At 69.7% G+C, this 26,476-nt stretch carries 28 protein-coding genes; 12 read left to right on the forward strand and 16 right to left on the reverse strand.

Features of this window, described 5'->3' with window-relative positions:
• Positions 1-282: 282 nt before the first annotated feature.
• Positions 283-1,833, forward strand: a complete 1,551-nt coding sequence (locus tag BLT59_RS09195) for a GGDEF domain-containing protein (protein ID WP_091778685.1) — start codon at positions 283-285, stop codon at positions 1,831-1,833.
• 13 nt (positions 1,834-1,846) lie between these two features.
• Here BLT59_RS09195 and BLT59_RS09200 read toward each other — a convergent pair whose 3' ends face one another.
• The gene (locus tag BLT59_RS09200; protein ID WP_091778687.1) at positions 1,847-2,686 is read right to left on the reverse strand and encodes an aldo/keto reductase; all 840 of its coding nucleotides are present in this window, start codon (positions 2,684-2,686) and stop codon (positions 1,847-1,849) included.
• 284 nt (positions 2,687-2,970) lie between these two features.
• On the opposite strand from BLT59_RS09200, the gene BLT59_RS09205 reads away from it, so the two are divergent.
• The 3 genes from BLT59_RS09205 to BLT59_RS09215 are packed head-to-tail and all read left to right on the forward strand — an operon-like array spanning position 2,971 to position 4,738.
• On the forward strand, positions 2,971-4,044 hold the full coding sequence (locus tag BLT59_RS09205; protein WP_091778689.1) for an adenylate/guanylate cyclase domain-containing protein: 1,074 nt from the start codon (positions 2,971-2,973) through the stop codon (positions 4,042-4,044).
• The gene (locus BLT59_RS09210) at positions 4,044-4,247 is read left to right on the forward strand and encodes a hypothetical protein (protein WP_091778691.1); all 204 of its coding nucleotides are present in this window, start codon (positions 4,044-4,046) and stop codon (positions 4,245-4,247) included. The genes BLT59_RS09205 and BLT59_RS09210 overlap by 1 nt, the downstream gene beginning before the upstream one ends.
• An 8-nt stretch (positions 4,248-4,255) precedes the next feature.
• Positions 4,256-4,738: a YaiI/YqxD family protein gene (locus tag BLT59_RS09215; protein WP_091778693.1), complete on the forward strand. Its 483-nt coding sequence runs from the start codon at positions 4,256-4,258 to the stop codon at positions 4,736-4,738.
• 31 nt (positions 4,739-4,769) lie between these two features.
• Here the strand turns inward: BLT59_RS09215 and BLT59_RS09220 are convergent, their stop codons facing one another.
• The 7 genes from BLT59_RS09220 to BLT59_RS09250 all read right to left on the reverse strand — a co-directional run bounded on the left by BLT59_RS09220 (position 4,770) and on the right by BLT59_RS09250 (position 9,068).
• Positions 4,770-5,030 carry a BrnA antitoxin family protein gene (locus BLT59_RS09220; protein ID WP_091778695.1) on the reverse strand — a complete coding sequence of 87 codons (261 nt, stop codon included), beginning with the start codon at positions 5,028-5,030 and terminating at the stop codon, positions 4,770-4,772.
• A 6-nt stretch (positions 5,031-5,036) separates the two neighbouring features.
• A complete protein-coding gene (locus BLT59_RS09225) occupies positions 5,037-5,366 on the reverse strand; it encodes a hypothetical protein (protein WP_091778698.1) in 330 nt (109 codons plus the stop codon).
• Positions 5,367-5,663: 297 nt separating this feature from the next.
• Positions 5,664-6,659 (reverse strand): energy transducer TonB family protein, encoded by a 996-nt coding sequence (locus BLT59_RS09230; protein WP_091778929.1) that lies wholly within the window; start codon positions 6,657-6,659, stop codon positions 5,664-5,666.
• Positions 6,660-6,663: 4 nt separating this feature from the next.
• The gene (locus BLT59_RS09235) at positions 6,664-7,146 is read right to left on the reverse strand and encodes an ExbD/TolR family protein (RefSeq protein WP_091778700.1); all 483 of its coding nucleotides are present in this window, start codon (positions 7,144-7,146) and stop codon (positions 6,664-6,666) included.
• Between the two features lie 53 nt (positions 7,147-7,199).
• Positions 7,200-7,889: a MotA/TolQ/ExbB proton channel family protein gene (locus tag BLT59_RS09240; protein WP_091778703.1), complete on the reverse strand. Its 690-nt coding sequence runs from the start codon at positions 7,887-7,889 to the stop codon at positions 7,200-7,202.
• Positions 7,890-8,022: 133 nt separating this feature from the next.
• A complete protein-coding gene (locus BLT59_RS09245; RefSeq protein ID WP_091778705.1) occupies positions 8,023-8,496 on the reverse strand; it encodes a Tat pathway signal protein in 474 nt (157 codons plus the stop codon).
• An 80-nt stretch (positions 8,497-8,576) separates the two neighbouring features.
• Entirely contained in the window at positions 8,577-9,068 is a 492-nt protein-coding gene (locus BLT59_RS09250) for a hypothetical protein (RefSeq protein ID WP_173009297.1), read from the reverse strand.
• 405 nt (positions 9,069-9,473) lie between these two features.
• On the opposite strand from BLT59_RS09250, the gene BLT59_RS09255 reads away from it, so the two are divergent.
• Positions 9,474-9,902: an Hsp20 family protein gene (locus BLT59_RS09255; protein WP_091778933.1), complete on the forward strand. Its 429-nt coding sequence runs from the start codon at positions 9,474-9,476 to the stop codon at positions 9,900-9,902.
• Between the two features lie 97 nt (positions 9,903-9,999).
• Positions 10,000-10,284: a BQ00720 family protein gene (locus tag BLT59_RS09260; RefSeq protein ID WP_091778707.1), complete on the forward strand. Its 285-nt coding sequence runs from the start codon at positions 10,000-10,002 to the stop codon at positions 10,282-10,284.
• Positions 10,285-10,305: 21 nt separating this feature from the next.
• Here BLT59_RS09260 and BLT59_RS09265 read toward each other — a convergent pair whose 3' ends face one another.
• On the reverse strand, positions 10,306-11,073 hold the full coding sequence (locus BLT59_RS09265; protein WP_091778710.1) for an alpha/beta hydrolase: 768 nt from the start codon (positions 11,071-11,073) through the stop codon (positions 10,306-10,308).
• 107 nt (positions 11,074-11,180) lie between these two features.
• On the opposite strand from BLT59_RS09265, the gene BLT59_RS09270 reads away from it, so the two are divergent.
• The 3 genes from BLT59_RS09270 to moeB all read left to right on the forward strand — a co-directional run bounded on the left by BLT59_RS09270 (position 11,181) and on the right by moeB (position 14,085).
• Positions 11,181-12,461, forward strand: a complete 1,281-nt coding sequence (locus BLT59_RS09270) for a glycosyltransferase family 4 protein (RefSeq protein WP_244513913.1) — start codon at positions 11,181-11,183, stop codon at positions 12,459-12,461.
• A 214-nt stretch (positions 12,462-12,675) separates the two neighbouring features.
• Positions 12,676-13,197, forward strand: a complete 522-nt coding sequence (gene infC, locus BLT59_RS09275) for a translation initiation factor IF-3 (protein WP_244513920.1) — start codon at positions 12,676-12,678, stop codon at positions 13,195-13,197.
• Positions 13,198-13,299: 102 nt separating this feature from the next.
• The gene (moeB, locus tag BLT59_RS09280; RefSeq protein ID WP_091778714.1) at positions 13,300-14,085 is read left to right on the forward strand and encodes a HesA/MoeB/ThiF family protein; all 786 of its coding nucleotides are present in this window, start codon (positions 13,300-13,302) and stop codon (positions 14,083-14,085) included.
• Here moeB and BLT59_RS09285 read toward each other — a convergent pair.
• The 5 genes from BLT59_RS09285 to rpmI form a co-directional block, all read right to left on the reverse strand.
• Complete coding sequence (locus BLT59_RS09285; RefSeq protein ID WP_091778716.1) at positions 14,074-14,955, reverse strand: DUF1186 domain-containing protein; 882 nt, start codon at positions 14,953-14,955, stop codon at positions 14,074-14,076. The genes moeB and BLT59_RS09285 overlap by 12 nt on opposite strands.
• 8 nt (positions 14,956-14,963) lie before the next feature.
• A complete protein-coding gene (gene pheT, locus BLT59_RS09290; protein ID WP_091778718.1) occupies positions 14,964-17,384 on the reverse strand; it encodes a phenylalanine--tRNA ligase subunit beta in 2,421 nt (806 codons plus the stop codon).
• A gap of 99 nt (positions 17,385-17,483) precedes the next feature.
• Complete coding sequence (pheS, locus tag BLT59_RS09295; protein WP_091778720.1) at positions 17,484-18,566, reverse strand: phenylalanine--tRNA ligase subunit alpha; 1,083 nt, start codon at positions 18,564-18,566, stop codon at positions 17,484-17,486.
• 156 nt (positions 18,567-18,722) lie between these two features.
• Positions 18,723-19,100, reverse strand: coding sequence for a 50S ribosomal protein L20 (rplT, locus tag BLT59_RS09300; RefSeq protein WP_091778722.1), 378 nt, complete (start codon positions 19,098-19,100; stop codon positions 18,723-18,725).
• Between the two features lie 51 nt (positions 19,101-19,151).
• Positions 19,152-19,355 carry a 50S ribosomal protein L35 gene (gene rpmI / locus BLT59_RS09305; RefSeq protein ID WP_007561407.1) on the reverse strand — a complete coding sequence of 68 codons (204 nt, stop codon included), beginning with the start codon at positions 19,353-19,355 and terminating at the stop codon, positions 19,152-19,154.
• A 572-nt stretch (positions 19,356-19,927) separates the two neighbouring features.
• On the opposite strand from rpmI, the gene BLT59_RS09310 reads away from it, so the two are divergent.
• The 3 genes from BLT59_RS09310 to dapE all read left to right on the forward strand — a co-directional run bounded on the left by BLT59_RS09310 (position 19,928) and on the right by dapE (position 24,798).
• Positions 19,928-21,058 carry a glycosyltransferase family 4 protein gene (locus BLT59_RS09310; RefSeq protein WP_091778724.1) on the forward strand — a complete coding sequence of 377 codons (1,131 nt, stop codon included), beginning with the start codon at positions 19,928-19,930 and terminating at the stop codon, positions 21,056-21,058.
• 147 nt (positions 21,059-21,205) lie between these two features.
• Positions 21,206-23,551 (forward strand): amylo-alpha-1,6-glucosidase, encoded by a 2,346-nt coding sequence (locus BLT59_RS09315; RefSeq protein ID WP_091778726.1) that lies wholly within the window; start codon positions 21,206-21,208, stop codon positions 23,549-23,551.
• Positions 23,552-23,619: 68 nt separating this feature from the next.
• Positions 23,620-24,798 (forward strand): succinyl-diaminopimelate desuccinylase, encoded by a 1,179-nt coding sequence (gene dapE / locus BLT59_RS09320; RefSeq protein WP_091778728.1) that lies wholly within the window; start codon positions 23,620-23,622, stop codon positions 24,796-24,798.
• Here the strand turns inward: dapE and truA are convergent.
• Positions 24,780-25,541, reverse strand: a complete 762-nt coding sequence (truA, locus tag BLT59_RS09325; RefSeq protein ID WP_091778730.1) for a tRNA pseudouridine(38-40) synthase TruA — start codon at positions 25,539-25,541, stop codon at positions 24,780-24,782. The two genes, dapE and truA, sit on opposite strands and share 19 nt — an antisense overlap.
• On the reverse strand, positions 25,541-26,470 hold the full coding sequence (gene fmt, locus BLT59_RS09330; RefSeq protein WP_091778732.1) for a methionyl-tRNA formyltransferase: 930 nt from the start codon (positions 26,468-26,470) through the stop codon (positions 25,541-25,543). The genes truA and fmt overlap by 1 nt, the downstream gene beginning before the upstream one ends.
• Positions 26,471-26,476: the final 6 nt, after the last annotated feature.

Genomic DNA, 26,476 nt, shown 5'->3' on the forward strand with positions numbered 1-26,476 from the left:
CGCTTCATGAGCGTCGGTGGTTGCGCGTCAGCGCGTGTCCCGGGCCGGATGCCGGCCGCACCGCGCCGACGCGCGCCTGCTCGCCGTACCGCCGAGTTCGGATCGGGTCCGCCTTTGTCGGGTCAGCAGTCACATTTGTCTTGCCTGTATTAGTATCGGCAGCAATTGTGCGTATCTTAACGCTGCGAATAACGCCTTTTTCAATCTTCACCGTCATAAGATCGGACTGACAGGAAGTCCGCCGGCCGCAATGGCGCGGCCGGCGGCGATCCGACCGAGCCCATGGTCCTGCGCGCGACTGCCACAGCGATCCGAGCCCACCTCGCCGATCGCGCCTCGCGCACGATCGCGGCGGGCGGCACATGTCTGGTGCTCTGCCTGACGCTGCTCGGCGTCTATCTGTGTCTCGATCTGCGCGACGTGGCCTGGCACAACGCGCGCCGCAATGCCGCGAACCTGCTGGCGGTGATCGAGGAGGGCGTCGGCCACAGCCTGCGGGTCTACGACCTCTCCCTGCAGAGTTCCGCGCGCCTCGCGCGCCGTCCGGACATCGCCGCCCTCGATCCGGAACTCCGGCGCTTGGCCCTGTTCGACACCGCGGTCGCGGGCTCCGGTCTCGGCCCGATCGTCATCACGGATGCGGCCGGCGATGTCCGGATGACGAGCGATGCCGACGGGCGGAACCGGCTCAACATGAGCACGCTGCCGAATTTCCAGATCCACCGCGCCGACCCCGATGTCGGCCTGATCCTCTCCGGGCCGACCCGTTCCCGTCTGACCGGAGAGCCGATCATCCGCATGACCCGGCGGATCCAGACTCCCGACGGCACCTTCGCGGGGATCGTGTCCGGATCGATCATGCTGGAGCATTTCCAGGCGCTGTTCGACCGTCTGCACTTCGACGATGGGATCGCTCTGAACGTCTTTCATCGGGACGGGACGCTGCTGATCCGCGCGCCGGCACGGCCGGACGCGCTCGGGCAGAGCATCGGCGCGAGCGCGGGCTACAAGACCTATCGGTCGCAAACCCGCGGCGAGTTCCAGGGGCGGTCGTTCCTGGATGGTGTGGAGCGGGTCTACAGCTTCGCCGATCTTGAGGATCTGCCGCTGATCGTAACCGTGGCCACGGACGTCGACAGCATCCGCGCCGTCTGGATCTACAAGGCGGCGATCGTCGGCGTCCTGATCCTGTTCCTGTGCATCCTCTCCCTGGGGCTGACGGTCCTGCTTCACCGGGAGGTCGGGCAACACATGGCCGCGGAGGCAACCACGCGCGAAGCGAACGCTGCGCTCGCGGTGCTGGCCCGGACCGACGGCCTGACCGGGTTGCCGAACCGGCGCAGCTACGATGAGCACTTCGCCGTGGAATGGGCGCGGGCCGCGCAGTTCCGGACCCCCCTGGCCCTGATGATCGTCGACGCCGACCACTTCAAGCAGTTCAACGACCGCTTCGGCCATCAGCGCGGTGACGAGGTGCTCAAGGCGGTGGCCGATTGCCTGCACCGGACGCTCGGTGTCGGCGGACTCAGTTTCCGGATCGGAGGTGAGGAGTTCGTTGCGCTGCTGCCGGGTCTCGACGTGACCGCAGCCAGCGTCGCGGCGGAGCGCATCCGCCGCGCGGTGGTGAACCTCCGGATCCCCCATGCGCCGGAGGTGGGAGGCACCGCCACGGTGACCATCGGCGTCGCCTGTGCCAATCCCGGCGGCGGCGATCCGCCCGAAACGCTGTTCACCGCGGCGGACGCGGCGCTGTACGCGGCCAAGACGGCCGGACGCAATCGGGTTCGGGCCGCCGCGCCGCCCGATCCGGTCACCCTGGCGCTGCGGGCCTGAGCCGACGCAGGTCTCACAGCATCGGCAGGATCCGAGGCCTCGGTCCCCGCGGGAAATGCGCGTCGATCAGGGCGACCTCGGCCGCGCCGAGATGCAGGTCCGCCGCGCCCGCGTTCTCGATGGCCCGGCTCGGGCGGCCGGTCTTCGGGATCGTGAAGGTGCCGGGCAGCCGGGTCAGGAAGGCGAGGGCCACAGCGTAGGGCGTCGTCCCATGGTTGTGCGCGATGCCGGCCAGCACGCGGCCGCCGGCGCTGGCCGGGTCTGGGAAGTCGCCGCTGCCGAAGGGCGAGTAGCCGACCATCGCGACGGCGTGCTTCTCGCACCAGGGCAGCACGGCGTGTTCGATCGCCCGCTCGTTCAGGTGGTAGAGCACCTGATTGCAGGCGATCCGGTCGGGTCCGGCGATAGCGCGGGCCCGGTCGAGATCCTCGACGTCGAAATTGCTGACGCCCCAGGACAGGATCTTGCCCGCCCGGCGTAGGTCCTCAAAGCCCGCGATCGTCTCCTCGAGCGGATGCTGTCCCGGCCAGTGCAGCAGGTAGCTGTCCAGCCGGTCCGTCCGCAGCCGACGGAGCGAGGCCTCGCAGGCCCGCGCGACGCCGCGGCGTGTCGCGTTGGCCGGCACCACTTTCGAGACGAGGAACACCTCCTCGCGGCAATCCGCGATGGCGGCGGCCACGATCGCTTCCGCGTCGCCATACATTTCCGCGGTGTCGATATGGGTCATGCCGGCGTCGATCCCGGCCCGCAACGCACGGATCGCGTCCGACCGGTCCGAACTGTCGATGTGCCACGTGCCCTGGCCGATGACCGGCACCGAGACACGGGTCGCGCCGAAGCTCCTGGCGTACATGGCAGCGCTCCCTCTTCGCTGTCACAGGGGTTGCCGGCGGCGATCCGGTTGGGCTCCGGGCCGCAGGCATGTCACGGCTCTGCCGTTGAACAACCCGGCACGCCTTACTCGCGCCATCTTGGGGCGTTGAGCAATGGCTGGCGGCCTTCCGCGACGCTAAACTTTAGGCCTGAGCCCGAAGTCCGGCGGCGCGGGCTTGCCACGCCGGCGCCTCTCCGCACAGCGCCGCCGCGCCCGGCCACGCGACACCCGGTCCGTCATGTGGCCATGCTGGAGATGCGTCGATGCTGCCGGCCCATCGGATATTCTGGGGTCTGATCCTGCTGGCGGCGGCCGGGGCGGGGCTGCTCTACAACATCATCTTTGCGGCCGGTGCCTCTCCCATCGCCGGCTTCACCTACGGCCTCTGCATGGGCGCCACGGTGCTGGCCTTCGACCGCGGCTTGATCCTGGCCGGGCTGCAGGCACGGATACGCCGGCTGCCGGCCTGGCTGTACGTCCTGGCCGCGGAACTCGCCTATGTGCTGATGATCATGGCGGGCAACGCCCTCGGCGGTCTCGTCGTGTGGACCTTCGCCCTGACACCGGACGACCTCACCTCGGCGACCCGCATGACCGCGCGGGTCCTGGCCTACGCCCTGGCGGTGTCGGGCCTCCTCGTCTTCGTGATCCGGATGCGCGACCTGATCGGCGGCGAGGTGTTCGTGAACTTCATGATCGGCCGCTACCACAAGCCGGTGGAGGAGGAACGGATCTTCCTGTTCCTCGACGTCGTCGGCTCCACCGCCTTCGCGGAGACCCACGGCGACCTGCGCGCCCAGGAATATCTCGGCGCCGTCTTCGCGACTCTGGCCGAACCGGTGCGGCGCAACGGCGGCTCCGTGGATGACTATGTTGGCGATCTCGCCATGGTGACGTGGCCAATGGCCCGCGGCCTGAAGGATGCGCGCTGCATCACGTGCCTGTTCGAGGTGCTCGACCGGATCGACGCGGATGCCGCGGCCTGGACCACCCGGTTCGGGACGGTGCCGCGGCTGCGGGCGGCGCTGCACGGCGGCCCGGTGGTCACGGCCGAAGTCGGGGTCGACCGCCACAAGATCGCGTATTTCGGCGACGCCGTGAACGTGACGTCGCGGATCGAAGCCCTGTGCCGCCCGCTCGGCGTCGGCATCCTGATCTCGCAGGATCTCCTCGGTCGCTTGCCGCGCCTTCCCACCGGCATCCGGGCGCGATCCCTCGGTGCCCATGCCCTCCGCGGGCGCGGTGCGCCGCTTTCCGTGGCGACGCTGGAACGCGGGCCCGCCGAGAGCGCCGCCGTGGCGGATCTGGCGCCGCGCCGCGCTGCGCTGGCCCGTTGATGGCGCAGGTCAGCGCGGCCCGCGCAAACACCCTCATCGCCGTGAAGATGGCGCTCCGCTTCGGCCTGCCGCTGATCGGGGTCGCGGTTTTCGGCCGCGCCATCGTGCTGTCGGTGGGCGGCGACATCGAGCGCTGGCAGTTCGGCCTGGGCGTGCTCCTGATCCTGGCAGGCTTCACCTCGAAACTCGTTCCCCGCCCGTGAGCACCGCTATGAGCGCCGCGCCGTCAGGGCCGCCGATCTATCTCGATGCCGATGCCTGCCCGGTCAAGGACGAGACTTATCGGGTGGCCCTTCGCTATGGCCTCACCGTTCACGTCGTCGCCAACAGCGTGCTGAACCTTCCGCGCGAGCCCTGGATCGAGCGCGTGGTGGTCGGATCGGAACTCGACGCCGCCGACGATTGGATCGCCGCGCGGGCCGGGCCGGGGACCATCGTGCTCACCGCCGACGTCCCGCTGGCGGCGCGTTGCGTCAAGGCGGGCGCCACGGTTCTGGCCTTCACCGGCAAGCCGTTCAGCGAATCCTCGATCGGCCTCGCGCTCGCCACGCGCGACTTGATGCAGTCACTGCGGGAAGCCGGGACCATCACGGGTGGGCCGAAGCCGTTCTCGCGCGCTGACCGGTCGGCCTTCCTGTCAGCTCTCGACCGGGCCGTGAACCGGATCCTGCGGGACCGGCCGAAGCCGGGTTGAGATCTGGCCGCTCTCCGGCTCGGCGGATGTCTCAGGCGTCGACCGCCGGAACGAGGCTCTTGAGGGCCTCGTTGATGCGGTCCTGCCAGCCCGGCCCATCCTTCTGGAAATAAGCGAGAACGGCGCTGTCGAGTCGCAGGCTCACCACCTCCCGAGAGCCGGGGATCGTCGTGGGCCGCGCGACCGGCTGCGGCGCCGGAGCGGCCGGCTTCGGTGACGTGGCGGCCCGGAAAGCCGCCTCGGCGGTCGCACGCGGGTCGGTGAAGCGGCGGCGGTTGCGGTCCTCGGCCATCGACACCTAATCCTTCGCGGTCGTCTTCTTGGGTGCGGCCTTCTTCACGGCCTTCTTCGCGGCGCCCTTGGCGGCAGCCTTGGCTTCCTTCTCGGCGGCCTTGGTCTGCGCATCCGCGGCTTCCTTGGCGAGGCGCATCGAGCGCAACCGGACCGTCCGCTCGTCCACCGCCTTGATGGCCGCGTGATGTTCCGCCATCGCCTGGGCGCCTTCGCGCGCCATGCGTTCCGCCCGTTCGGCGCGCTCGGCGCGGTTGTCGGCGCGTGTCTTCGCTTCCGCTTCCGCGTCGCGGACGGAATTCACCTCGTCGAGGTCATACTCGGTATCGTCGCTCATCCTGTCCCTTTCACCCCGGCTCGACGGATCCAACCCTGCACATCCTGCGCGGGACGGAGTCTGAGCGGGTCCGGCCTGTTCGAGGGGCGGGGTGAGGCCGGATCGGCCGCCCTCCCGCATCGCCGTCCGGCGCACAAGGAGAGCAGGTTGACGAACGCTTTAGCATGCCCGCGGCGCAAATGGCGAATCCGGATCGCGCGATGAGACTGACGACACACATCATTCGTCTCAAAGCCGCCGATAAAGTCGATCGGGTTCCAGGTCTGCTGAAACCAGTGGAACCCGATCGATGTCGGTTCAGCGCACGCGGAAGTTGAGCGGAATAGAGACGGACAAGCTCGACTGCGTAACACCTGGGGGTGCCGCCGGCATGCTGCCGCGCACCGCCGCCAGGGCGGCGTTGTCGATCTGGCCGACTCCGCTCGAGCGGGCGACGCCCGCGCCCGTGACCTGTCCCGAGCGCATCACGGTGAAGCGCACCACCGCGGTCCCGCCACCGGTCCCAACGGCCGCGTTCACGTTCATCCGGCTGTGGATCGCCGCGCTGATCGCGCCCTGCCACTGGCGCATGGCGCTCGGATCATTGCCCGCAGCGGCACGGCCGGGAGCATTCTCGCGCGAGGACGACGCCGAACTCCGCTCGGCGCCCGCCCGTGCCTTGGCTTCCCGCGCCTTGGCCTCGCGAGCCGCCTTGGCCTTCGCCTCGCGGATCTCCTCCAGGCGCTCCTGCCGCGCTTCCTCCCGCTTCTGCTCGCGGAGTTTCTCCTCGCGGATCTTCCGCAGCTTGGCTTCCCGCTCCGCCTTGAGCTTGGCGGGATCGGGCGTCGGCTTCGGCGGCGGCTCGGTCTTGGCGACCTCGGCGGGCGGCGGCGTCTGCGGCTCGGCGGCCTCGGACGTCGAGGTGATCACCTGATTCTGCGCCTCGACCGGCTGCGCCTCCGGGGGCACCTCGACCGCCTGGGTATCTTCGGGCTTGACCTCAGTCATCTCGGTCGGCGGCGGGGGCTGCACGGCCTCATCGGGCGGCGTGTCCACCGGCTTGGTCTCCGGCGGGGCCTCCTGGCTCATCTGCTGCTCCGCCGGAGCCTCGGTCGCCGCATCGGTCATGAGCGGCGCCAGGTCGACGGTGATCTGCTGCTCGCCGGGCGGCGCGGGCGGGGCGAGCCGCAGGAACATCATCGCGGCCAGCGCGAGCGCATGCAGGCCCAGGGCGATCAGGAAGGCGGCGGCCAGCCCGGACGGGCGGCGCTCGCCGAGGCCGGCCGGCAGATCCGTCGACGTGTAGGTGCTCATCGGCTCAGCGCGCGGTCCCTGCGGGAGCGGCGGATGCGGCAGGCGATGCCGGCGCGGCACCGCCGGGCGACTGCGCGATCAGCGAGACCTTGGTGAAGCCGGCCTGGCCGACGAGGCCCATCACCTCCATCACCTTGCCGTAGGGGACGTCGCGGTCGCCGCGCACCAGGATGACCTGATCCTTTTCGGCCGCCGCCATCTCGCGCAGGCGCGGCACGATGCTCTCCATCGTGAACACCTCCTTGGCGATGGACGGGTTGCCGTCCTTGTCGACCGTCACCTCGGCGGGCTTCTTCGATTGTGCCACCTTCGGGGCTGCGGTCTTCGGAAGCTGAACGGGCACGCCGGTCGTCATCAGCGGTGCGGCGACCATGAAGATGATCAGCAGCACGAGCATCACGTCAACCATCGGCGTGACGTTGATGTCGGACATCGGCACGTCGTCGAGATCGTCGTCGTCGTTCGCGCGAAGGGATCCCATCGCCATGGGGCGTCTCCGGTACCGTTACGTTCGGTTCGATGCGGGCAAGCGCGGCGGCTCTACTCGGCGGCCGCGCGATGGGCGCCCGCGCGGTCGCGTGCCAGGCGGTTGCCCAGAACCGAGATATAGGACGTGAAGGTGCTCTGGATGCCGCTCACGTCGCTCGACAGCTTGTTGAAGGCCATCACCGCCGGGATCGCGACGACGAGGCCGATCGCGGTCGCGAACAGCGCTTCCGCGATGCCCGGCGCCACCACGGCGAGCGAGGTGTCCTGGCTCCGGGCGATGGACGAGAACGAGTTCATGATACCCCAGACCGTGCCGAACAGGCCCACGAACGGGGCCGTGGAGCCCGAGGTCGCCAGCAGCGAAAGGCCGGTGCGCAGGCGCTTCACCTCGAGGGCGAGGGCGCCCTTCATCGCCCGTTCGATCCGTTCGCGGCGCTCCGCCCGGGTCTCCGAGGAATCCTGGTCGCGCCACGCGTCGATGGCCGCTTTCACCACGTGGCCGGCGATGCCGCGATGCTCGCCGTCGAGGCTTCCGCCGGAGCGGACCAGCGTGGCGAAGGCCTTGGCTTGGCGCCGTGCGGCGGCCAGCCGGATGATCTTCTCGAACACCACCGTCCAGCAGGCGATCGAGGCGATCACCAGCAGGATCATCACGCCCTTCACGATGGGGTCGGCCTGCAGGAACAGGCCGAGGAACGAGAAGTCGTGGGCCGCCTCGATCGGGGCTTGTGTCGGGTCCATCGCGGGCTCCTGGCGTCCTGGTCTCACGCGGCCTTGCGCCGCCATCGTCTCGGGGTGCGGCGAAAGCCGCAGGCCGCCCGGCGGCCCTCGCCGCCGGGCGGTTTGGTCTCGTCGACCGTCAAACCACCCCGCCTCAGCGGTCGAACGGCAGGCCGGCCTTGGTGTCGGTCTCGGTCCGTTCGAGGCAGGCCTCGCGGGCAGCGTCGCCGCCGTCGCAGGCGAGAACGTCGTTCAGAAGGACGCGTCCGACCTTATTGCAGGCGATGCCGGGGAAATCGAAGATCTTCACGGTGGTCTTCTTCGGCGGCAGCGGACCGAGTTCGACGGCCACGCGCTTCTGCGCGACGCCCTCGGGGTCGAAGGCGAAGAGATCCACCTTGTAGGTCTTGAGGCCTGTGCCCTTGTTGTCGATCACCATGGTGATCCGGCAGGCCTCGCCCGCGGTCTCGACCTTGTTGAGCTGCAGCTTGATCGGGGCGGCCTTCTCGGACGCATCCTGCGCCAGGGCCGACACCACCAGGAGCGCCGAGAGCGCGAAGCAGGCCGCCGTGTCGAGGGCGATACGCCCGATCCGCCGGCGGTACAGGGGAGCGCGCAGGGCAAGCACCGTGACCAGGTCCTCTTCAAGTTCATGCCGGCCGGCGGGTCTCGCCGCGCGGGCCGGTGTGGTGGGTGGCAGTCGCCGGATCAGTGAAGCACCACGCCGGACGGGCAGGAGGCCGGGGCGAGGCGCTGGGCCGCCGCATCCAGCGGGCCGACCGCCGCACGGACCGCCGCCACGAGGCGCGGCGCCGCCTCCTGTCCGGTGATCTCGGCGGCGGCGGCCTCGAGATCCGTCCAGAGGCGCTGCCGCCCCCGGTTGATCAGGTTCACCAGCGCGCATTCGTGGCCGGTCACGCGGCAGCAGCTCGCCGGCATGAACGACCAGTCGCCGTCGCGCTCCGCCCGCAGGGCCCGGATGATCGCGACCACGCAGGCGACGAACCGGCAGCCTTCCGCCGGTCCGAGCAACTGCTCGGCGCCGTCGAAGGCTGCGTTCCAGCAGGCGACGTCGCTGGTCATGTAGCCGGCCGCCACGAAACGGGCCACCGACAAGGCCAGGACATCGGCCTGATCGCCGCACACATCGGCGACGCGCCGCATCGCCGCATGGTCAGACCGGGTCAAGGGCGCGCTCATGGGCTGTGGTGCCTCGCGTCGCGGGAAAGATCACGCCGACCAACCGTCGCGGCCGGATCGTCTGCCGCGGCAGTATCCAGGCCGGCCGTCCGGATCAATACCCAGCGAGAAAATCAGAGCAGTTCCAAACTGTTAGAGGAAAGCGTGGCGGTTCGGGGGTTTGCCTATGAATCCCGGGCGTTTTTGCCAAATCATCCTGGATCTTGTTTGTCCGGGACCGTGGCAGGAAACCGGCGCCCGCTCTTGATGGCGTGGGAGGCCTTGGCCATATCTGGTCGTTGCCGGCGGTGTCCCGCCCGGCGGAGCGCTGCCCCCCGCGGGCTCCCTACCGACGGGGTGCTCAGGCATCCCGGGATTGCGGCAGATCCCGGGGTCGGAGGCCTCGCTTTCTGGATGATGGCCGCGATGACTCGATCCTCGCCCTTCGGGCACCCGTTCCTGCTCGGCTTCGACGAGATCGAGCAGGCCCTCGACCGGGTTTCCAAGGCCGCCAACGATGGCTATCCGCCTTACAACATCGAGCGGCTGCCCCGCACCGAGAGCGAGCCTGAGCGCCTGCGCATCACTTTGGCGGTGGCCGGCTTCACCCGCGATCAGCTGGACGTGATGCTCGAGGAAAGCCAGCTCGTGGTGCGCGGCCGGCAGGTCGACGAGCGCGAGCGGCAATTCCTCCACCGCGGCATCGCCGCGCGGCAGTTCCAGCGGGCTTTCCTGCTCGCCGACGGCATGGAGGTCCTCGGCGCCGACCTCGCCAACGGCCTGCTGTCGATTGACCTCGTCCGGCCGGAGCCGGACCGCATCGTTCGCAAGATTGATATCGGCGCCCGCGGCTGAGACCGATTGATTGGGCGGCGCGGATCCCCACATCAGGGTGGAGCCGCCGATGCCGTCAGGATCGGCGGCGGACGCTCTGCCACCCCAGGAGGGCTTTATGACCAGTCTGAACCCGTCTCCCCTGACCCCGGCCGATCTCGATCCGGCCGATTTCCAGCCCGCCGATCTCGCGGCGCTCGGTGAGGGGCACATCGCCTACGTCCGGCCGATCCGGTCCGACGAGGTGCGGCGCTTCTTCCCGCAGGCTCCCGACCTGCTCCCCGGCCTCGATCTGTTCGCCCTCCTGTCCGCGAGTGGCGCGCCGATCATGCTCGCCGATTCGCGGGACGTCGTCCTGGCGAACGCGGTCGCGCAGGACCTGCAGCCGGTCAGCCTGCACTGACCGGGCCGGCCGGGTGACCGGTCAGGCCATCTCGGCCACCGCCGCCACCAGCCGCGCGATATCCTGCGGCCGCGACAGGCGGTGGTCGCCGTCCGCGATGAGCGTCAGCACGGTCCCCTCGGCCGGCAGCCGGTCGAGGATCTTCAAGGCGTGCATGTAGGGGACATCGGTGTCCCGCATGCCCTGGAGGATATGGAGCGGGCAGGCCGGATCCACCCTCCCGCCAAGCATGCAGTGGCGACGCCCGTCCTCGATCAGGGTCCGGGTGATTGGGTCTGGCTCCGGCGCATAGTCGCTGGGCTTTCGCAGCACGCCGTCGCGGATCAGCATGGCGCGGGCGGCCTCGCTGAGGCGGTTCCAGATCAGCTCTTCCGTGAAATCCAGGGCCGGGGCGATCAGCACGAGCCCGGCGGTTGCCTGTCCGCTGGCCGCCCGGTTGCGGGCGGCCAGACAGGCGATCCAGCCCCCCATCGATGAGCCGACCAGGATCGGCGCCTCACTGGCATAGGCGGCCAGGACGGCCTCTGCATCCTCGAGCCACGAGGAAATCGTGCATTCCGTGAAGGTGCCGCTCGAGGCGCCATGGGCGGCGTAATCGAACCGGATGAGCCTGCGGCCCGTCTGGGCGGCCCAGGCATCCAGCGCTGACGCCTTCGTGGCCGTCATGTCGGAGCGGAATCCGCCGAGCCAGACGACCGGCGGACCGCCGCCCTCGCGCACCCGCACGGCAATGCGCCGGGCCGCCTCGCCCGTTCCGACGGTGAGGAACTCGGGGGCCGCATCCGTCATCGTTCTCTCCGATATCCCTGTCTCGCCGCAGAAGAAGTCCGAACCTGAACGGTTCGGCTTCAACTCTCGTTTACCGGACCGTAAAGCCCGACGGCGATGCTGGATCAATGGCAGCGAGCATTTGGCAGATACCGGCCGGGGGCCTGCGCGTCCTCGCCGAGGGCCCGCGGACGGGCGAAGGCACCCATGCCCTGTCGGGCTTTCCCGCGGAGGTCGGGGCGCTGGCGGGCGCCCGTATCCTGCAGATCATCCCCGAGCTCGATGCCGGCGGCGCCGAGCGCACCACGGTCGACGTTGCGGGCGGCCTTGCGGCCGTGGGTGCCCGCGCGCTGGTTGCGACGGAAGGCGGACGGCTTGTCGGGGAATTGCAGGCCAAGGGCGGCCACTGGCTCCGCTTCCCGGCCGCGGCGAAGAATCCCGCGGTGATGGCCGTGAATGTCCTCCGGCTGATGGCGCTCTGCCGTCGCGAGAAGGTGCAGATCATCCATGCCCGATCCCGCGCGCCCGCATGGGTCGCCCTCGGGGCGGCGCGCCGGCTCGGCCTGCCGTTCGTCACCACCTATCACGGCAGCTATTCCGGCCGCACCAACGTGAAGGTGCTGTACAATTCGGTGATGGCCCGCGGCGACGTGGTCATCGCCAACTCACACTACACCGCGGAGCTGATCCAGCGGCTGCATGCCGAGCAGGCCGGCAACCGCGTGCGGGTCATCCATCGCGGCACGGATCTCGGCGTATTCAATCCTGTCGCCGTCGGGGCCTCCCGGGTGGAGGCCCTGCGTCGGAGCTGGAACGTCGCGCCGCACGAGCGCGTGATCCTGCTGGCCGCCCGCCTCACCGCCTGGAAGGGCCATCGCGTGCTGATCGAGGCGGCCGCGCAGATGCGCGACCGCGGCGTGCCCGATCTGGCCGTGGTCCTCGCGGGGGACCCGCAGGGCCGCGCCTCCTACGAGCGCGAACTCGACGCGCTGATCGCCGCGCGCGGGCTCCAGGGCATCGTCCGGCGGGTCGGGCACTGCACCGACATGCCGGCCGCCTTCCGGGCCGCCTCGGTGGTGGCCGTGCCGTCCGTGGAACCGGAGGCCTTTGGGCGCTCGGCCGTGGAGGCGCAGGCGCTCGGCACGCCGGTGGTGGTCTCCGATCTCGGGGCCGTGCCGGAAACGGTTCTGGCGCCGCCGGAGACGCAAGCGGGCCAGCGCACCGGATGGCGCGTGCCGGCTGGCGACGCGGGCGCGCTCGCCGCGTCCCTCACGGAGGCCCTCTCCCTCGGCGCCAGCGCGCGCGACGCCCTCGGGCGGCGGAGCCGCGCACATGTCGAGGCGCATTTCTCCCTCGAGCGGATGGTCGGCGACACGCTGGCCGTCTATGCCGGATTGCTCGGCGGTTGACCCTGAACGGCCGGCTGGCCGCAGGATCGAATCGAGACGCGGCAGCCGTTTATTTTCGGCACCGCGACTGCAGCCGGTTGACTCTGGCCGCGGTTCCACCAACGTTGTATGCCCGGAAGATACCGGGTCGGCTGGCGGTCAGGAGATCCTCCTGGGAACCGCCGTTTCGCCGTTGCAGCAGGAGACTGAAGCCATTCGTAGACCGATGAGAGCCATGCCGGCCCCGCAGAAGGACGGGCCGCGCGCGAACCGCGACATTCGCGGTGTGCGGGAAGTGCAGCTGATCGACGATACCGGGCAGAACCGCGGCGTCGTCCCCTTCTTCGACGCCTTGAACATGGCCGAGGAAGTCGGTCTCGATCTCGTGGAGATCGCGCCGAATTCCGTGCCGCCCGTCTGCAAGCTGCTCGATTACGGGCGCTTCCGCTTCAACGAGCAGAAGAAGCAGAACGAGGCTCGCAAGCGCCAGAAGACGGTCGAAGTGAAAGAGATCAAGCTCCGGCCTGGCATCGACAAGCACGATTACGACACCAAGATGAAGTCGGTGCACCGCTTCTTCGAGGAGGGCGACAAGGTCAAGGTGACCCTGCGCTTCCGTGGTCGTGAGATGGCTCACCAGGATATCGGTCTGCGCCTCCTGGAGCGCGTGAAGCACGAGACGGCGGAGATCGCCAAGGTCGAGAGCGAGCCGATGCTCGAAGGCCGGCAGATGATCATGATCCTCGCGCCGCGCTGAGCGGCACGGATCAGGGATGCGAGACCCGCGCCGCCTCCTCACCGGGGCGGCGTTGTCGTTTCTGCGCTTCCGATCGGCGCTGCGGCGGATTATGGGCAGCCCATGGCCCTCGCTTCCGATGAGATCGAACGCTACGCCCGCCACTTGGTCCTCGCCGAGGTCGGCGGTCCCGGTCAGGCGCGGATCAAGGCCGCCCGGATCCTGGTCGTGGGAGCCGGGGGGCTCGGCGCGCCGCTGATCCAGTACCTCGCCGCTGCCGGGATCGGGACGATCGGCATCGTCGACGACGATGCCGTCTCACTCTCGAATCTTCAGCGGCAGGTGATCCACGGGACCCCGGATCTCGGCCGGCCGAAGGTGGACAGCGCCGCCGACGCGGTGGCGCGGCTCAATCCACACGTGAGCGTGGTCCCGCATCCGTTCCGGATCGATCCGGACAACGCCGTCGACTTGATCGGCGGCTACGACCTCGTCGCCGACGGATCCGACAATTTCGCCACGCGCTACGCCGTGTCCGATGCCTGTTTCCACGCGCGACGCCCGCTGGTGACGGCAGCGCTCGGCCGCTTCGACGGCACGCTGACCACGATCCGGGCGCACGAGACCGGACCCGGCGGGACGCCGAACCCGACCTATCGGTGCCTCTTTCCGAGCCCGCCGCCGCCCGGCAGCGTGCCCGCCTGCGCGGAAGCCGGCGTGCTGGGGGCCCTGGCCGGCGTGATGGGCTCGCTGATGGCCATGGAGGTGCTTCGCGCCGTGGCGGGCTTCGGCGAGCCGCTCGTCGGGCGACTGCTGATGGTCGATGCCCGCGCCATGCGGTTCGAGACGCTGAACTACGGCTGGGATCCCGAGAACCCGCTCAGCGGCAGCGGCGCTTCAGCCGCCTAAGGGTTGAGGCGGCATCCACGGTCCCTCGACCGCTTCCGCGTTGAGGCAGCATTTCTTGAATTTCTTGCCCGAGCCGCAGGGGCAAGGATCGTTGCGGCCGACATCCTTGAACGGGTTGCGCTGCGGCTCGCCCGCGCCTTCCTCGGCCCAGTCGAGCGCTTCCACCGGATCGTCGAGATAGCCGTATTGGTATGGGCCGAGCCGGTCGCGGTCGTCCGGCTTGGTCTCGGCCTTCCGCAACGCCTCCTTGAACCATTCGGCGTCGCTGACTTCGTCGGTGAGGCGACCGTCGGCGCGGGCCGCGGCCGCCCTGGGTGCGAGGTCCCGGAAGCCGAGATGCGCGATCGTCTCCTCCCAACCGACCCAGGCCGGCGCCTCTTCCACGGCGGCCTGGGCGTCGTCGAACCGGACAAGCAGGTCGTGCATCGCCGCCCGGTCGATGCGGCCTTCCAGGGTCAGGAAGGTGCAGGCGCTGAGCAGCGCCATGCGCACGTAATCGTCGGCCGTGCTGTCCAGAATCAGCCGGAACAGCGGCTGCGGATCGCCGTCGAACAGGCTCGCCACGACCCTGGCGAGGGTCGCCGTGACCGCGTCGCCGAGGATCGCGTCGAGGGTCTCCTCGTCGTGCCGGAGCAGCCTGAGGAGCGGAGCCAGGGCGCGCGTGTCCCGGGCATGGGCCAGCACGTGCAGGCCCCAGAACAGGAGGTTCGTCTCCTCCGGCGCCAGCTCACGCCCGTCGGCCGCCGCCTCCAGCAGCGGCAGCGTCGCCTCCGCGACGGCGGCGGGATGTCTGAGCGCCTCCCGCAACGCCGCCTTCGGCCGGTACTCGGCCGCCGCGAGATCGTCGATGAGCAGGGCGATCCGGTCCATGGCGTTTCTCAGGTCCGAAGGGTCGCGCCCGTCCGGCGGGAGACCTCGGCGACGATCTTGGCGCTCACCGCCTCGATCTCCGCGTCGGTCAGGGTCCGCTCGACGGGCTGGAGGCGCACCGCGATCGCAACCGACTTGGCGCCGTCCGGCACGCCCGGCCCCTCGTAGAGGTCGAACACGTCGACGCCGGTCACGAGCTTGCGCTCGGCGTTCTGGGCGGCCTTCACGATGTCGCCGGCCGGCACGTCGCGGCCGACTACGAAGGCGAAGTCCCGCGACAGCGGCTGGAATTCCGACAGCGCCAGGGTCGCCTTGGCCTTGGTGGGCTTGAGCTTGGGCAGGGGTAGGGCGTCGAGGACGATCTCGAAGGCCACGAGGGTCCCCTTCAGGTCGAGGGCCTGCAACGTCCGCGGATGCACCTCGCCGAACCAGCCGATCTCGGTCTTCGGGCCGAAGCGCAGCGTGCCCGAGCGGCCGGGATGCAGCCAGGACGGGCCGCCTGCCGAGATCTGGAGGCCGCCCGTCGGCACGCCGAGGCTGCCGAGCAGGGCGAGGGCGTCCGCCTTCGCGTCGAAGGCGTCGACGGTCGCGGCTTTGCCGTCCCAGTGCCGCCCGGCGCCGGCCAGGGTCGCGCCGCCGCGGCGGACCGCTGCCGCGCGGATGGTCTGGCCCTCCGGCTCGTCCGTGGCGAAGCACTGGCCGACCTCGAACAGGGCGGCGTCCGGGTAGCCGCGGTCGGCGTTGCGCTGGGCCGCGCGCAGGAGGCCCGGCAGCAGGCTCGGCCGCATGTCGGACAGCTCCGAGGCGATCGGGTTGGCCAGCACGAGGTCGGCCCCGCCGCCGCCGAACAGGACCGCATCGCCGTGCGGCACGAACGACCACGTGACAGCCTCCATGAGGCCGCGGCTCGCCAGGGCGCGCTTGGCCAGACGGGTCCGCTTCTGCATCACGGTGAGCAGCGGGCGGCCGATCCCGGCGAGTGGCGGCAGGGGCTTAGCCTCGATACGGTCGAGCCCGGCGATGCGGACGACTTCCTCGACGAGGTCAGCCTTGCCCTCGACATCGGGCCGCCAGGACGGCGTCAGCACCTTCACCCGGTCTCCGGTGCCGGAGATGTGGAAGCCCAAGGTCTCCAGGATGAGCTTCGTCTCGATGCGCGGCACTTCGAGGCCGGCGAGGCGGCGAACCTCGGTCCAGGGGAAGTCGATGATGCGCTCGGCTTCCGGCGGCTCGCCGGCGATCCGCGCCTCCGTCGGCGTACCGCCGCAGAGATCGACCACGAGCCGCGTCGCGAGGTCGAGGCCGGGGAGCGTGAAGGCCGGGTCGACGCCCCGCTCGAAGCGGTAGCGCGCGTCGGTGATGATGCCGAGGCGGCGGCCCGACTGGGCGATGTTGGTCGGGTCCCACAGGGCAGACTCGATCAGCACGTCCGTGGTGCCGGCGTCGCAGCCGGACGCCTCGCCGCCCATGATGCCGGCGATGGATTCGACACCGTTCTCGTCGGCGATCACCACCGTGTCTTCGGTGAGGGCGTGGGTCCGGCCGTCGAGGGCGAGCAGGCTCTCGCCCTCCCGCGCCCGCCGCACGGTCAGCGTGCCGGCGACCTTGGCGGCGTCGAAGACATGCAGCGGCCGGCCGCGGTCGAAAGTGACGTAGTTGGTGATGTCGACGAGGCTGTTGATCGGGCGCAGACCGATGGCGCGCAGCCGCGCCTGCATCCAGGCCGGCGACGGGCCGTTCCGGACGCCGCGCACCAGCCGCAGGGCGAACATCGGGGCGAGGTGGCGGTCGGCCGGATCGAGGGCCAGCTCGACCGCGACCGGGCAGGGACCCTCGCCGCGCACGCCGGGCAGCGTCTCGCGCTTGAGCGTGCCGATGCCGGCAGCCGCGAGGTCGCGGGCGATGCCGTGGACCGAGGTACAGTCCGGCCGGTTCGGCGTCAGGTTGATCTCGATGACCGGATCGTCGAGCCCGGCATAGAGCGCGTAGGCCTGGCCGATCGGCGCGTCGGTCGGGAGCTCCAGGATGCCGTCGTGGTCGTCGCCGAGGCCGAGCTCGGCGCCCGAGCAGAGCATGCCGTGACTCTCGACGCCGCGGATCGTGCCCACCGACAGGGTGATGTTCTTGCCCGGGACGTAGGTGCCGGGCGGCGCGAAGACCGAGACGAGATCGGCCCGGGCGTTCGGGGCGCCGCAGACCACCTGCACGGGCGCGCCCGCGCCGGTGTCGACGGAGCAGACCCGAAGCCGGTCGGCATTCGGATGCTGCTCGGCCGTCAGGATCTTCGCGATCACGTAGGGCTTGAGCGCGGCGGCCTTGTCCTCGACGCCCTCAACCTCGAGGCCGATGCGCGTCAGCGTCTCGGCGACGGTGTCGAGGGTGGCCTCGGTGTCGAGGTGGTCCTTGAGCCAGGAGAGGGTGAACTTCATGATGGGCCTTCGAGAGCCTGACGTCGGCTCGACCGTCGGAGGAACAGGATCGCGGAGCCTTCCCCGGGGCTGGACGGCCGCGGCGAGGGCGCAGGCGGCTCAGCCGGTGAGGCCGCCCACGAGGCTCGGCACATCGAGCGGGCGGAAGCCGTAATGGTCGAGCCAGCGGACGTCGGCCTCGAAGAACGGGCGCAGGTCCGGCATGCCGTATTTCAGCATGGCGATGCGGTCGATGCCGACGCCGAAGGCGAAGCCCTGCACGGCGTCCGGGTCGAGCCCGCAATTGCGCAGCACGTTCGGGTGGACCATCCCGCAGCCGAGGATCTCCAGCCAGTCGTCGCCCTCGCCGAAGCGGATCTCGCCGCCCTTGCGCGAGCACTGGATGTCGACCTCTGCCGACGGCTCGGTGAAGGGGAAGAAGGACGGGCGGAAGCGCATCTTCACGCCCTCCACCTCGAAGAACGCCTTGCAGAACTCCTCCAGCACCCATTTCAGGTTGGCGATGTTGGCGCTCGTGTCGATCACCAGCCCCTCGACCTGGTGGAACATCGGCGTGTGGGTCTGGTCGGAATCGTGCCGGTAGGTCCGCCCCGGGATGATCACGCGGATCGGCGGCGTCTGCGCCCGCATGGTGCGGATCTGAACCGGCGAGGTGTGGGTGCGCAGCACCTTGCGCTTCCCGTCGCGGTCGGGGGCCAGGAAGAAGGTGTCGTGCATCTCGCGGGCCGGGTGGCCGGGCGGGAAGTTGAGGGCGGTGAAGTTCAGCTCGTCCGTCTCGATGTCCGGGCCCTCGGCGACCGCGAATCCCATGTCGGCGAAGATCGCGGTGATCTCGTCGATGACCTGGGAGATCGGGTGGATCCGGCCGCGCACCTCCGGCGCCTCGCGGACCGGCAGGGTCACGTCGACCCGTTCGGAGGCGAGGCGGGCCTCCAGGGCGGCCTCGGCGAGTTCGGTCTTGCGCGCGGTGACGGCGCCCTGGACCCGGTCGCGCAGGCCGTTGATCAGCGGGCCGCGCTCCTTGCGCTCGTCTGGCGTCATCGAGCCGAGGGTCTTCAGGAGATCCGAGACGCTGCCCTTCTTGCCGAGCGCGGCGACGCGGACCGCGTCGAGGGCCGCCTCGTCGGACGCCGCGCCCACCTGGGCCAGGAGATCGCGTTCGAGGGTGTCGAGATCGGTCATCGCTGTCTTCGAGCAGGGTTGGCGGAGTCGGCCGTCGGGCCGTGCTCTCGCGCGTTGCGCGCCCGGGCGCAAGCGCGGGGCGCGGGGGACTCGCAAACGACGAAGGCGCGGCCCCCGGGGAACCGCGCCTTCCGTCTGTCTCGCCTCAGGCCTGGATCAGGCCGCCTTGGCGGTGTTCTCCGGCAGCGCGGCCTTCGCCTTCTCGACGACGGCGGCAAAGCTCGCCGGCTCGTGGATCGCCAGCTCAGAGAGGGCCTTGCGATCGACGATGATGCCCGACTTGGCCAGGCCGTTGATGAAGCGCGAATAGGTCAGGCCGTGCTCGCGGACCGCCGCGTTGAGGCGCTGGATCCAGAGCGCGCGGAACGTGCGCTTCTTGTTCTTGCGATCGCGGTAGGCATACTGCATGCCCTTCTCGACCGCCTGCTTGGCGATCCGGATCGTATTCTTGCGCCGGCCGTAATAGCCCTTGGCGGCCTTCAGAACCTTCTTGTGCTTCGCGTGACTGGTCACGCCGCGCTTGACGCGGGCCATCGGTTATCTCCTGGATTCGACGAAAGACAGTGGCAACGGGTGTCGAAGGACTTACCGCGCGTTCGGCAGGAAGTACTTCTTCACGTTGGCAGCATCGCCCTCGAACAGGGTCGTGGTGCCGCGCAGGTTGCGGATCTGCTTGGTCGTCCGCTTGATCATCCCGTGGCGCTTGCCGGCCTGGGCGTACATCACCTTGCCGGTGCCGGTGATCTTGAAGCGCTTCTTCGCGCCCGATTTCGTCTTCAACTTGGGCATTTGGCTCTCCGTTGCGCGAAATGATCTCGGACCGCCCCGCAAGGGTCGGATGAGGTTCGCGCGCTGATGCTTCTGGTGGAGCAGCACGAGCCGCCACGGCAGCCCTATCGGCCGGGCGGTTCGACGCGGGGCGGCTTATGACAGAAAGCTGACGCGGCGGCAACGCCTGCGAGGCGAGGTGCTGTCGTCGCATGAGCGGATCGCAACGGGTCCGAGCGTCGGTTGCCAAGCGAACGCCCGCGCCGTTCCTCCGGGCTCGCCTCCGGCGCCCAGGGAGGAGGGGTTCATCATCCCGAGTCGAGACGGTGCAAAACGCCTGCGGATCGGAGCCGAGCCGGTGCCGCGCTCCATCCCGGGCCGCAGACGAGGATGGCGGCCCGTGCCAGGTCACCCCCTCTGATTCACCCCCTCTGATTCGGAGGAATTCGGGGACAGCGTGCGCGCTGCACAAAACGGTGAGCGACAGCGGGGGGCGCCAGGAACCATAACCTTGGCCGTCCGTTTCATTCATGTCCCGCTCAGGCCGGCAGGGTTAGACCCCCCGTCAAATTCGGCCAACCAGGAGACACTTCGTGCGCATTGCCCAGATCGCTCCGTTGTCGGAGGCCGTCCCTCCGAAGTTCTACGGCGGCACCGAGCGCGTCGTCAGCTGGATTACAGAGGAATTGGTCCGCCAGGGCCACGAAGTCACGCTGTTCGCGAGCGGTGACTCCGAGACGTCTGCCAAGCTCGCGGCCTGCACGCCCGAGGGCCTGCGCCTTCTCGGCTATCGTGATCACACCGCCAGCCACCTGGCGATGCTGCATCAGGTGCACCGCCGCGCGCACGAGTTCGACATCCTGCACTTCCACATCGACCTGCTTCAGTATCCGATGTTCGAGGATCTGAACCACAAGTGCATCACCACGATGCACGGTCGCCTCGACGTGCCGGACTTCATGCCGGTCTACCGCACCTTCACGGGCATGCCGCTGGTCTCGATCTCCGACAACCAGCGCCTGCCCATGCCGCCGGCCTCCAGCTGGCTGGCGACGATCCATCACGGCCTGCCGGCCGAGAATTGCCCGTACTACCCGGAGGCCAAGGGCGGCTACCTCGCCTTCCTCGGCCGGATCTCGCCCGAGAAGCGGCCCGACCGCGCGATCGAGATGGCGATCCGCTCGGGCACGCCGCTCAAGATCGCCGCCAAGGTCGACAAGGCCGACCAGGATTACTGGGATGAGGTCATCGAGCCGATGATCCATCACCCGCTGATCGAGTATATCGGCGAGATCAACGAGGAGCAGAAGAAGGAATTCCTCGGCAACGCCCTGGCGCTCGCCTTCCCGATCGACTGGCCGGAGCCCTTCGGTCTCGTGATGATCGAGGCGATGTCGGCCGGCACGCCGGTGATCGCCTTCCGCAACGGCTCGGTCCCCGAGGTGATCAAGGACGGCGTCGGCGGCGTTCTCTGCGAGAATATGGACGACGCCGTGGCTGCGGTCGCCAAGGTGAAGGCTATGAGCCGCGCCGGCGTGCGCCGCCACTTCGAGAGCGCCTTCACGGCCGAGTGCATGGTCAAGAAGTATGTTGCCGCGTACGAGGAGCTGCTGTCCCGCGGCGCCGACGTGATCAAGCTGCCGAAGTCCGGCTTCAAGCCGCAATACGGCGAGGTGAACGGCTCCGCCCGCCCGGCGATTCCGGTCGCCGCCATGCCGGCTTGAAACCCGGCTGCGGACTTGCGGGGCGGGTCCGGCTCGGCCTAGCGTCTTAAAGGCGACTCATCCGTAGGGTGAAGAGGGCTGCCGCATCGAAGGGATGCGGCAGCCCTCTCGATTCGCACCTCTCACTTGCACCCGGAGATGCCCTGCATGGCGGCGGACAACACGGCAGCGGCCCACGATGCGAAGGTCCGGACCGCGGCGAGCGCCGGAAGCGTGGCGCACGGATTTCAGGACGCGGACGACGTCCTTCCGACCTACCACATCGAGGCGCAGACCTCTCTGGTGGAGCGGCCCCTGCGCTCGCTGAAATTCGGCGAGGCATTCGGCGTTCTCGACTCCTACGGCGATATCGGCGTCCAGCCCGGTCCCGAAGGCCTCTATTTCCAAGACACACGCTATCTCTCGCGCCTGGAGGTCACGGTGGAGGGTCAGCGCCCGCTGATGCTCTCCTCGGTGATGCAGGACGATAACGGCGCGCTCAGCGTCGACATGACGACGCCGGACATCCGGCTCGACGCCCACGACGAGACCTCGATTCCGCGCGAGACGATCGCGATCGAGCGCACCAAGTTCCTGTTCCGCGGCGCCTGCTACGACCGGATCGGCCTGCGCTCCTTCGATTCGAAGCACCGCCGCCTGCGCATCGCCGTAACCTTCGACGCGGATTACCGCGACCTGTTCGAAGTGCGCGGCACCGACAGGAAGGAGCGCGGCAAGCGCGGCGTCCTGGTGGCGAGCGACCGGGAGGTCCAGTTCCGCTATGTCGGCCTCGACGAGATCGTCCGGACCACGGCGCTGCATTTCGGCCCGAAGCCCGACCTGATCGAGCCGGGCCGCGTCGTCTTCGATGTGTCGCTGCCGCCGGGGGGCCGGACCTCCCTGTTCATCCGCGTCACGTTCGAGGCGCATCGGGCCTTCACCAAACCGCCGACCGACATGATGGTCGGCGAAGATGCCGCCGCCAAGCTGACGCTCGCGGCCAATGCCGGTGGCGCCCGGCGCGAGCTCAAGGAACTCGGCGAAGGGATGATCTTCGCCCGCGCCTATCGCGACTCGCGACGCGATCTTCGGGCGCTGACGGCGGGGATCACCACGATCATCTCGTCGAACGACCAATTCAACGAAGGCCTTTGCCGCGCCACGGCCGACCTCTACATGCTGGCGACCCGCACCCCTGAGGGCATCTACCCGTTCGCCGGCATCCCCTGGTACTCCACGGTCTTCGGGCGCGACGGCATCATCACGGCGATGATGGCGCTCTGGATCGACCCGAAATTCGCCCGGGGCGTGCTGCGCTACCTCGCCTCGACCCAGGCCAAGGTGGTCGACCCGGCCGCTGACGCCCAGCCCGGCAAGGTCCTGCACGAGACCCGGCGCGGCGAGATGGCGATGCTCGGCGAGGTGCCGTTCCGGCACTATTACGGCACCATCGACGGCACGCCGCTCTTCGTCATGTTGGCCTGGGAATATTACGCGGTCACGGGCGATCTCGACACCGTCCGGGCGATCTGGCCGGCGCTGGAACTCGCCCTGGAATGGATGGATCGCTACGGCGATCGGGACGGCGACGGCTTCGTCGAATACGCCCGCGACACCGACAAGGGCCTGGAGAATCAGGGCTGGAAGGACAGCCACGATTCGATCTTCCACACCGACGGTCACCTGGCCAAGGGGCCGATCGCCCTCTGCGAGGTGCAGGGCTACGTCTACGCGGCCAAGAACGGCATGGCGAAGCTCGCGGCGCTGCTGGGGCATGACCCGATGGCCGAGCGCCTCACGCAGGAGGCCGCCTCCCTCCGCGAGACATTCGACGCGGCGTTCTGGAACGAGGAGATCGGCACCTACGCGCTGGCGCTGGACGGCGCGAAGAAGCAGTGCGCGGTGCGCTCGTCCAATGCCGGCCACGCCCTGTTCACCGGCATCGCCAAGCCGGAGCGGGCGGCCCGGGTCGCCGAGACGCTGCTGTGCAAGGACGGGTTCAACGGCTGGGGCGTGCGCACGATCGCCAAGGGCGAGGCGCGCTACAACCCGATGTCCTACCACAACGGCTCGATCTGGCCGCACGACAACGCCCTGATCGCGATGGGTCTGGCGCGCTACGACCGCAAGCACGAGGCCGCGCGCATCTTCCAGGGGATGTTCGAAACCTCGCTCTACCAGGACCAGAAGCGCCTGCCGGAGCTGTTCTGCGGCTTCATGCGCCGCAAGCAGCGCGGGCCGGTCTCCTATCCGGTGGCCTGCAGCCCGCAGGCCTGGGCGGCGGCGGCACCCTTCGCGTTCCTGGCGGCCTGTCTCGGGCTCGAGTTGGACCACGCGCGCAATCGCGTCCGGCTGAAGAACCCGATCCTCCCGTCCTTCCTCGACGGGGTGACACTCTACAACGTCCGGCTCGGAGACTCGCGCCTGGACATCCGGTTCCAGCGCTACGATGACGACGTCACCGTGTCGGTTCAGCGCCGCCACGGCGACGTACAGGTGGTGGTTACCAAGTAGGGCTCCCGGGACGGCCCGCTTCGGGGTAAGCGGGCCGTGCGGCACTCTCCGCCGCAGAGGACGGGTTCATGCCGGCTGATCATCACGCCCCCGATGCGGCCCTGCGCCTCGCGCAGGCCCTGATCCGCTGCCCGTCCGTGACGCCGGAGGATCGCGGCGCCCTCGATGCTGTCGCCGACGCGCTCCGGCCCGCCGGCTTCACCGTCGCGCGGCCGGTCTTCTCGGAGCCCGGCTATCCCGACACGCCGAACCTCTACGCGCGCATCGGACGGGAAGGCCCGTGCCTCGTCTTCGCGGGCCATACCGACGTGGTGCCGGAAGGCGAGGGCGCGTGGCGCCATGCTCCCTTCGAGGGGGCGGTGATCGACGGGATGCTGTACGGCCGCGGCGCGGCCGACATGAAGGGCGGCGTCGCCTGCATGCTGGCGGCCACGCTCGCCTTTCTGGAACGGCGCGGCGGTAATTTCGGCGGCTCCATCGCGTTCCTGATCACCGGCGACGAGGAGGGGCCGGCGGTCAACGGCACCGTGAAGCTGCTCGATTGGGCGCGGGCTCGGGGCGAGCGGTTCGACCATTGCGTGCTCGGGGAGCCGACCAATCCAGGCCGGCTCGGCGAGATGATCAAGATCGGGCGGCGCGGCTCGCTTACCGGCAAGCTCACGGTGCTTGGCGGCCAGGGTCACGTCGCCTACCCGCACAAGGCCGAGAACCCGATCCCAGGCCTGCTGCGCCTCGCCTCGGCCCTGGTCGCCGAGCCGCTGGATCGCGGCACCGCGCATTTCGACGCCTCGAACCTCGAATTCACTACGATCGATGTCGGCAATCCGGCCAGCAACGTGATCCCGGCGACCGCCCGGGCGACGTTCAACATTCGCTTCAACGACGACTGGACGGCGGAGAGCCTGGGCGCCGAGATCCGCCGGCGCCTGGAGCAGGCCGCCGGGAACGCGGTGCGCTTCAGCCTGGACCTTCAGCCCTCGAACGCGCCGGCCTTCCTGACGCGGCCGGACGCCTTCGTGACGCTGGTCTCCGAAGCGATCCGGGCGGAGACCGGCCTCACGCCGACGCTGTCGACCACCGGCGGCACGTCGGACGCGCGCTTCATCAAGGATGCCTGCCCGGTGATCGAGTTCGGCCTCGTCGGCGAGACCATGCACCAAGTCGACGAGTGCGTGGCCGTCGCCGATCTGGAGCGGCTGACGGCGATCTACGTGCGTGTGCTCGAGGCCTATTTCCCCGGCACGTAATCCACGCCCACGAAGGTCAGCCCAGCGGCCGGCGCCAACGGCCCGCACCGGCGCTTGTCGCCCGAAGCGAGGATCTCGGCCACGTCATCCGCCGAGAGGCGTCCGCAGCCGGCCAGCATCAGGGTGCCCACCATGGCCCGCACCTGATGGTGCAGGAAAGAGCGCGCCGAGGTCGCCACCACGATCTCGTCATGGAGCGCCATCGGGGCGCGGGCGACGTCGAGCTGCTCCAGCGTGCGGATCGGGCTGTTGGCTTGGCATTCGGCGGCCCGGAAAGCCGAGAAGTCGTGATGGCCGACGAGGCGTTGGGCCGCGTCGTGCATGCGGTCGGCATCGAGGGGCCACGGCACGTGCCAGACATGGGCGCGCGTCAGCGCCGCCGGGCTGCGCCGGTTGAGGATGCGGTAGCGGTAGTGTCGGCGGATCGCCGAGTGGCGGGCGTCGAAGCTCGCGGGCACGATCTCGGCGGAGAGGATGGCAACGGGCCGCGGCCGCAGATGGGCGTTCAGCGCATCCCGCACCGTGTCGGTCCGCCAGTCCTTGGCGAGGTCGAGATGGGCCACCTGATGGATGGCGTGGACCCCGGCATCGGTCCGCCCGGCGCAGGTGAGCCGAACCTCCTCTCCGGAAAAGCGCGTGACGGCCGCCTCGATCGCGCCCTGGACGGTGGGATCGTCCGCCTGCCGTTGCCAGCCGCAGAACGGGCCGCCGTCGTACTCGATGACGAGCTTGTAGCGGGGCATCAGCCGAGGCGGGCGCCGGGCGTCAGGCGGGCGCCGCGCACGAACTCGGCGCCGCTCGCGCTACCTCCCTTTCCGGCCCGGCGCAACGCCATGAGCCGCACGGCGCCGTCGCCGCAGGCGACAAGTCCCTCGGAATCGCGCAGCGTGCCCGGCTCGCCCGCGCCCTCCGCCGGGACGGCGCGGAGCACCTTCACGCGCTCGACACCCTTGCCGAGATCGGTCTCGAAGAAGGCGCCGGGGGACGGCGACAGCCCGTTGATCCGGTTGGCGACCTCGCGTGCCGGCCGAGACCAGTCGATCCGCGCCGCGTCGTTGGTGATCTTGTGGGCGTAGACCACGCCGTCTTCCGCCTGTGGCGTGAGGTGCAGCGTGCCCGCCGCGAGTTGGACGATGGCCTGCGCCATCAGGTCGGCGCCGAGCGGCATCAATGCGTCGTGGAGTTCGCCTGCGGTCATGCCCGGCGTGATCGGGATGCGGGCCTCCAGCGCCACGGGGCCGGTATCGAGGCCGGCCTCCATCCGCATCACACCGACGCCGCTCTCGGCATCGCCCGCCATGACCGCGCGCTGGATCGGTGCCGCGCCGCGCCAGCGCGGCAGCAGGGATCCGTGCAGGTTGAGGCAGCCGTGCTGCGGCGCATCGAGGATCGCCTGCGGCAGCAGCATCCCGTAGGCGACCACCACGGCGACGTCGGCTCGATGCCCCGCGAAGGTCACGGCCGCCTCCGGCGTCCGAAGCGTCGACGGGGTCAGGACCGGTACGCCGAGCGTGTCGGCCAGCGCGTGGACCGGGGAGGGGCGCAGGCTCATGCCGCGGCCGGCTTTCGCAGGCGCGCGGGTATAGACCGCCGCGATGTCGTGCCCGTCCTGCGCGAGGCGCGCGAGCGTCGGCACCGCGAAATCCGGTGTCCCCATGAAGACGATGCGCATGGCCGG

The sequence above is a fragment of the Methylobacterium sp. UNC378MF genome (assembly GCF_900103195.1).
Taxonomy (GTDB): Bacteria; Pseudomonadota; Alphaproteobacteria; order Rhizobiales; family Beijerinckiaceae; genus Methylobacterium.

Excerpts from the sequence above, each read along its gene's own strand:
- BLT59_RS09195 (WP_091778685.1), top strand. The coding sequence starts at position 283 with ATGGTCCTGCGCGCGACTGCCACAGCGATCCGAGCCCACCTCGCCGAT.
- BLT59_RS09200 (WP_091778687.1), bottom strand. The coding sequence starts at position 2,686 with ATGTACGCCAGGAGCTTCGGCGCGACCCGTGTCTCGGTGCCGGTCATC.
- BLT59_RS09205 (WP_091778689.1), top strand. The coding sequence starts at position 2,971 with ATGCTGCCGGCCCATCGGATATTCTGGGGTCTGATCCTGCTGGCGGCG.
- BLT59_RS09210 (WP_091778691.1), top strand. The coding sequence starts at position 4,044 with ATGGCGCAGGTCAGCGCGGCCCGCGCAAACACCCTCATCGCCGTGAAG.
- BLT59_RS09215 (WP_091778693.1), top strand. The coding sequence starts at position 4,256 with ATGAGCGCCGCGCCGTCAGGGCCGCCGATCTATCTCGATGCCGATGCC.
- BLT59_RS09220 (WP_091778695.1), bottom strand. The coding sequence starts at position 5,030 with ATGGCCGAGGACCGCAACCGCCGCCGCTTCACCGACCCGCGTGCGACC.
- BLT59_RS09225 (WP_091778698.1), bottom strand. The coding sequence starts at position 5,366 with ATGAGCGACGATACCGAGTATGACCTCGACGAGGTGAATTCCGTCCGC.
- BLT59_RS09230 (WP_091778929.1), bottom strand. The coding sequence starts at position 6,659 with ATGAGCACCTACACGTCGACGGATCTGCCGGCCGGCCTCGGCGAGCGC.
- BLT59_RS09235 (WP_091778700.1), bottom strand. The coding sequence starts at position 7,146 with ATGGCGATGGGATCCCTTCGCGCGAACGACGACGACGATCTCGACGAC.
- BLT59_RS09240 (WP_091778703.1), bottom strand. The coding sequence starts at position 7,889 with ATGGACCCGACACAAGCCCCGATCGAGGCGGCCCACGACTTCTCGTTC.
- BLT59_RS09250 (WP_173009297.1), bottom strand. The coding sequence starts at position 9,068 with ATGAGCGCGCCCTTGACCCGGTCTGACCATGCGGCGATGCGGCGCGTC.
- BLT59_RS09255 (WP_091778933.1), top strand. The coding sequence starts at position 9,474 with ATGACTCGATCCTCGCCCTTCGGGCACCCGTTCCTGCTCGGCTTCGAC.
- BLT59_RS09260 (WP_091778707.1), top strand. The coding sequence starts at position 10,000 with ATGACCAGTCTGAACCCGTCTCCCCTGACCCCGGCCGATCTCGATCCG.
- BLT59_RS09265 (WP_091778710.1), bottom strand. The coding sequence starts at position 11,073 with ATGACGGATGCGGCCCCCGAGTTCCTCACCGTCGGAACGGGCGAGGCG.
- BLT59_RS09270 (WP_244513913.1), top strand. The coding sequence starts at position 11,181 with ATGGCAGCGAGCATTTGGCAGATACCGGCCGGGGGCCTGCGCGTCCTC.
- infC (WP_244513920.1), top strand. The coding sequence starts at position 12,676 with ATGCCGGCCCCGCAGAAGGACGGGCCGCGCGCGAACCGCGACATTCGC.
- moeB (WP_091778714.1), top strand. The coding sequence starts at position 13,300 with ATGGCCCTCGCTTCCGATGAGATCGAACGCTACGCCCGCCACTTGGTC.
- BLT59_RS09285 (WP_091778716.1), bottom strand. The coding sequence starts at position 14,955 with ATGGACCGGATCGCCCTGCTCATCGACGATCTCGCGGCGGCCGAGTAC.
- pheT (WP_091778718.1), bottom strand. The coding sequence starts at position 17,384 with ATGAAGTTCACCCTCTCCTGGCTCAAGGACCACCTCGACACCGAGGCC.
- pheS (WP_091778720.1), bottom strand. The coding sequence starts at position 18,566 with ATGACCGATCTCGACACCCTCGAACGCGATCTCCTGGCCCAGGTGGGC.
- rplT (WP_091778722.1), bottom strand. The coding sequence starts at position 19,100 with ATGGCCCGCGTCAAGCGCGGCGTGACCAGTCACGCGAAGCACAAGAAG.
- rpmI (WP_007561407.1), bottom strand. The coding sequence starts at position 19,355 with ATGCCCAAGTTGAAGACGAAATCGGGCGCGAAGAAGCGCTTCAAGATC.
- BLT59_RS09315 (WP_091778726.1), top strand. The coding sequence starts at position 21,206 with ATGGCGGCGGACAACACGGCAGCGGCCCACGATGCGAAGGTCCGGACC.
- dapE (WP_091778728.1), top strand. The coding sequence starts at position 23,620 with ATGCCGGCTGATCATCACGCCCCCGATGCGGCCCTGCGCCTCGCGCAG.
- truA (WP_091778730.1), bottom strand. The coding sequence starts at position 25,541 with ATGCCCCGCTACAAGCTCGTCATCGAGTACGACGGCGGCCCGTTCTGC.
- fmt (WP_091778732.1), bottom strand. The coding sequence starts at position 26,470 with ATGCGCATCGTCTTCATGGGGACACCGGATTTCGCGGTGCCGACGCTC.